Source organism: Clostridium tarantellae (assembly GCF_009295725.1).
Lineage (GTDB): Bacteria > Bacillota > Clostridia > Clostridiales > Clostridiaceae > Sarcina > Sarcina tarantellae.
The window spans coordinates 1-3,231 of sequence record NZ_WHJC01000348.1; the positions used below are offsets into that span (position 1 = coordinate 1).

Here is a 3,231-nt window from a genome sequence, read left to right on the forward strand (position 1 = left end):
TCCTTGTAAAATTAAGTTTTGGTCGGCAAACCTACTATTATTTTACATCGGAGGTTTTATTTTTTTCTACTCATAGCTATAAGCTTTTTAGAACCACAGGTAAAACCTGTGGTATTCATTAATACAAAAAAGGTATCATAATCAATATTGATTATGATACCTTTTTGGGCTAATGTTAAGTACTTCGATAATGCAGCTAATTTATCGCCAATCTCTACTTTTAAAGTATAGCAACCTTCAATTTCTTTTTTTTATAGGGTGGAGACCCATAGCCATCAGGCTAAGAGAGCCAATAAAAGTAAATTTGATTAAATAGCTATTTTAGGAGAGGCAATTTACAATTTAATCCTAAGATAGCTTGAATTTTCTCAAAAATATGAAAAATTTCGTTTTTTGGGTTCACTTAATAAAGCCTAGCTATAATTTGTAATATTTATACAAATTAGTTAGGATATTAACAGTTAAATTACTGATTTTATAAGTACAGTATCTGATATATTTATTAAATCTAATATTTTTTTGGTTGATTTTCTACCCTTTCTATTTGATTTTAAGCCTAGTTTGATTATAATAGAAATTAATCTTTTTAAAATACCAGTGATAGCTACTTCACCACGAAAAAATTCTCGCCTTATTATAGGAAAATATTCTATAATTTTATCAAAGGATTTATAATTACTTATTTCTTTATTTTTATCTTCTAAAACATTTAAAGCGTTCTATTTTTACTTTTTTTATCTTATTAATTTTAAAAAGAGATTTCCAAATCTTAAACATTAACTCAATTTGCCATCTTAATGAATAAAATAAATGTATTTCTTCAGTTTTTAGTATAGAATCTTTCACATTAGTTATATAAGCATTTAATTCATTCCAACTTGTACTTCTTGAATTAACAGTACTAACACCTACAGTAATCAATACTGTTAATTTTTGATTAATAAATACTCTCCCATTTTCTTCAAATCCTAATAATAGATTCCTTATTCTTTCATTACTATCATTATCTAATGCATTCATAGGTTCATCTAAAATCAGTATTTCAGGATCTTCCATTATAGCTTGAACAATTCCTAATTTTTGTTTCATTCCTAAAGAATACTTTTTTACACACTTTTTATTTTTAGGATCTAACCAAACTACTAATAAGGCTTGCTCAATTTCAGAATCACCTATTAAATTTTTAAATGCAGTATACTCTGGAATGAATGCCGGCTCTTCTATTAATATTCCTATATTCTCCGGAAAACTTATATCTTTTCCTATTATCTATACTTTTTCTAGAACCATTACCATAAATTTTTTTGACATAATTAAAATCCTCCTTAATATGTTAGGTACAAGTATCATTTTAATTATGTACAACTATTTACATAAGTAACTTCTGTTTAATAAAAAGTAGAAGTTACTTTTTAAAAATTTACTATTTTATATAAAATAATACAAATTTACCAAAATATATTTACAACCCTCGCGAAAATGGTAATATAAAGAAAATATGGTAATTACATAGAGGATGTGGTAAAATGACTAATCAAAAAATAACAACTAAAGATTTTAATTATTATAAAGAGTTTATTGAAAATATAAAGAATAAACAATCTTTTAGTAGATTAGGAAAAGCATTTAAAACAAACAATAAATATTATTATTATGATTTAGGAACAGGAAAAGTTTTAGAATGTGAAAAATTAGTCTATCAAATTATACATTGTTTAGAGAAATCTAACTCTATTGATAGTTTATTAGAGTTAGATATAGATGAAAGTAAACTTTTAAAATCATTGAATATACTTGAAAATGCCATAAATGTTGAAAATATAATGAAGGCAGTTCCTTTACTTGAAATGATAGGCCCTCAAACAACACAATTGGAATATAGTATAAATAATAATCTTAATCAGGTTACATTAGAATTAACAGAAAAATGTAATTTACGTTGTAAATATTGTATTTATCAAGATGAAAATGGTAAATTTAGAAATTTTGAAGGAAAATATGATATGGATATAAATATAGCTAAAAAAGCTATTGATTATGGTATTGAACATGCAAAAGGAGAAGATTTTTATCTTACTTTTTATGGGGGGGAGCCATTAATTCAATTTGATTTAATTACGGCTTGCGTTGATTATGTGCAATCAAAAAATATCAAAAATAATATTTTTTATTCAATTACAACAAATTTAACTTTAATGACGCAAGAAAAAGCTAATTACTTTGCATCAATACCAAATTTTTCTGTAGTTTGCAGTATTGATGGTGATGAGGAAACGCACGATCAAAATAGAGTTACTATTGACAATAAAGGAACACATAAATTAGCAATTGATGGGCTTGCCAACTTAACTAGAGCATATGGAGAAAAGAAACTTGGACAAATATTAATTAATATGGTCGTAGCAGACCCATATACCGATGAAAAGTTTAATAGAATACAAAATTTTATTGACACCTGTCCTTATATTTATCCAGATATGACTATTATGTATAGTTATGTAGATTATGGTGATAATTCTGAAATAAAAACAAAACAAAATCTTTCTAATGATGAAGCACTTAAATATTGGAATCCAATTCAAAATTGGCAAAAAGATAAACCTTCTGATAAAAAATTATTTTCTACTAATAATAATCATAGAGCATTTTTAAAAATTCAAAATAGACAACTTTCTAATGAACCTATTTCATATTATTCATTTAACGGATGTTGCGTTCCGGGGAGTAGAAAGTTATTTGTTACAACAAATGGAGATTTTCATGTTTGTGAACAAATTGGACAGGCCCCTAAATTAGGTAATGTAAATGATGGAATTAATTTTGATTTAATCCGTGAAAAGTATATAAAAGAATATAATGATAAATCAATAGTAGACTGTAAGGATTGCTGGGCAGTTAGACTTTGTAACTTATGTTATGCTAGGTGCTATGATAAAAATGGAATTAATATAATTTCAAAAAAAAATAAGTGTTTTCATGAAAAAAGAATGGCAGAATATTCACTTCAAGAGTATCATAGAATCCTTGAAGAAAATCCTGAACTATTAGAATGTTTAAAGGATATGAAATAATTGATATGTAATTTAATTTATATATAATTTTAGAAGATAGTGTAAAGTTTAATATGAAAAAATAGGTTAGATATTATTTTGAAAATATTATTTTTAAAAACTATCAAAGATTATTTTTAGGTACAACAAAAAGACCTTCTATGAGAAGATTTTAAAAATA

At 25.1% G+C, this 3,231-nt stretch carries 2 protein-coding genes; one reads left to right on the forward strand and one right to left on the reverse strand.

Features of this window, described 5'->3' with window-relative positions; genetic code table 11:
- Window positions 1-693: 693 nt before the first annotated feature.
- Window positions 694-1,269 (reverse strand): ATP-binding cassette domain-containing protein, encoded by a 576-nt coding sequence (locus GBZ86_RS18690; protein WP_327445275.1) that lies wholly within the window; start codon window positions 1,267-1,269, stop codon window positions 694-696.
- 257 nt (window positions 1,270-1,526) lie between these two features.
- Between GBZ86_RS18690 and GBZ86_RS14190 the strand changes: the two genes are divergently transcribed.
- Window positions 1,527-3,071: a radical SAM protein gene (locus GBZ86_RS14190; RefSeq protein ID WP_152891742.1), complete on the forward strand. Its 1,545-nt coding sequence runs from the start codon at window positions 1,527-1,529 to the stop codon at window positions 3,069-3,071.
- Window positions 3,072-3,231: the final 160 nt, after the last annotated feature.

Excerpts from the sequence above, each read along its gene's own strand:
- GBZ86_RS14190 (WP_152891742.1), top strand. The coding sequence starts at position 1,527 with ATGACTAATCAAAAAATAACAACTAAAGATTTTAATTATTATAAAGAG.